This window comes from Gordonia sp. (in: high G+C Gram-positive bacteria) (genome assembly GCF_049299075.1).
Taxonomy (GTDB): domain Bacteria; phylum Actinomycetota; class Actinomycetes; order Mycobacteriales; family Mycobacteriaceae; genus Gordonia.
The window spans coordinates 1-1,590 of record NZ_JBAQWU010000299.1 but is presented as its reverse complement, the minus strand read 5'-3'; the positions used below and the strand labels follow the sequence as shown (position 1 = coordinate 1,590).

2 protein-coding genes are annotated in these 1,590 nt (G+C 66.3%); both read right to left on the bottom strand.

Features of this window, described 5'->3' with window-relative positions; all coding sequences use genetic code 11:
• Positions 1 to 433: DUF2786 domain-containing protein (locus tag WAW85_RS09085; RefSeq protein WP_422559290.1), on the bottom strand; the 433-nt coding region annotated here is incomplete at its 3' end.
• Positions 434 to 529: 96 nt separating this feature from the next.
• Positions 530 to 1,486 carry an L-lactate dehydrogenase gene (locus WAW85_RS09080; RefSeq protein ID WP_422559289.1) on the bottom strand — a complete coding sequence of 319 codons (957 nt, stop codon included), beginning with the start codon at positions 1,484 to 1,486 and terminating at the stop codon, positions 530 to 532.
• Positions 1,487 to 1,590 lie beyond the last annotated feature (104 nt).

The following is a 1,590-nucleotide window of genomic DNA, read 5'->3' as shown; positions in this document are numbered from 1 at the left end:
GCTGGGCGGTCTCGCTCTTGTACGCACCCGACTTGAGGTAGGCGTCGCTGGCGGTGACCATCTGCACCACGAGTGAGGCATAGAGCGCCTCGGTGGTGTCGAGGTCGGAGGCGAAGCCGTACGCGATCACGTAGGTGGAATTGCTGGCGACGTCGCACGTGAGATCGTTGGCCCGGCCGATCTGGACAAAGAGCTGAACGAACGTCTTCAAACCACGCTTGCCCGCCTCCCCGATGCGCACCTGCCTGCTGATCGGGGCCGAACGCGCCCTGACGGCCCCGTCGTGGTCCCGCGCGACAGCCAGATCGATCGACGACGCCGTCGCCAGTCGCTGCGCCGCCGCGAGAAAGGCTTCGGCCTCGTGCGGGTTATCAGTGCCCTCAGCCTGCCGGAGCAGACCGCCGATCCGGGTCAACAGCTTGTCGTCGCGCATGCCCCCACGGTAGCCATCGTCCGCGCGCCGCCACATTCGCCATCCACAGCCGCCGCGCCCGCGTGGCGGTTATCCACAGCAGGCGTCGGCGGCGGGTTACAAGCCGAACTTGTCCTGCATGTGTTTCAGGGTTTCGGCGGAGGCACGCAATCCGCCGAGCTCATCGGACGACATGGCGATCGGTAGCCGCTCACCGGCGCCGTGGGCGTCCACCACGGTGGGCAGGGACAGGCACACATCGCTGATGCCGTGAAAGTCGTCGTCGATCAGCGACGACACCGGGAGCACCCGGTGCTCGTTGTCCAGGATCGCTTCGGCGATGCGCGCTGACGCCAGACCGATGGCGTAGTTGGTGGCGCCCTTGCCTTGAATGATCCGGTAGGCGGCCTGCACCACTTCCTTGTGGATCTCGGCGCGAGAGGTCGCGTCGAGCTCCGGCCAACCTGGCAGCGGCACCCAGTCGAGCAGGGGCACGCCGCCGATCGTCGCCGACGACCACAGCGGGATCTCCGAGTCGCCGTGTTCGCCGGCGATGTAGGCGTGCACGTTCTGCACGGCCACCCCGCAGTGTTGGGAGAGCAAGAAACGCAGTCGTGACGAGTCGAGCACGGTGCCCGAACCGAACAGTTGGTTGCCTGGCAGCCCGGTCACCTTGAGGGCCGCGTAGGTGATCACGTCGACCGGGTTCGTCACCATCACGAACCGGGCGTTCGGCGCCGCCTCGACGATCGGCGGCAGGGCCTTCTTCACCAGGTTGATGGTCGCCTCGGCCAGCTGTAACCGTGTCTCGCCCGGTTTCTGTTTGGCGCCCGCGGTAAAGATCACCACATCCGATCCGGCACACACCGCGGGGTCGGGCGAGCCGATCACTTCGGCACGAGGGACAAACTCCAGCCCGTGGGAGAGGTCGAGCGCCTCGGCGACCACTTTCTCCTCATTGATGTCCATCAGCGCCACACTCCGCGCGACCCCGCGGATCAGCGCCGAATACGCAATGGACGTGCCGACCGCACCGGCCCCGATGATGCTGATCTTGCGACCCGGAGTATCCATGATCCGAACGCTAGCCGAGGAACGGTACACGGTGCGCAACAACGGATGAACCGCACGTGTCGATGGGCGCTCCCTGAGCTTGTCGAAGGGTCACCCCCCAACCC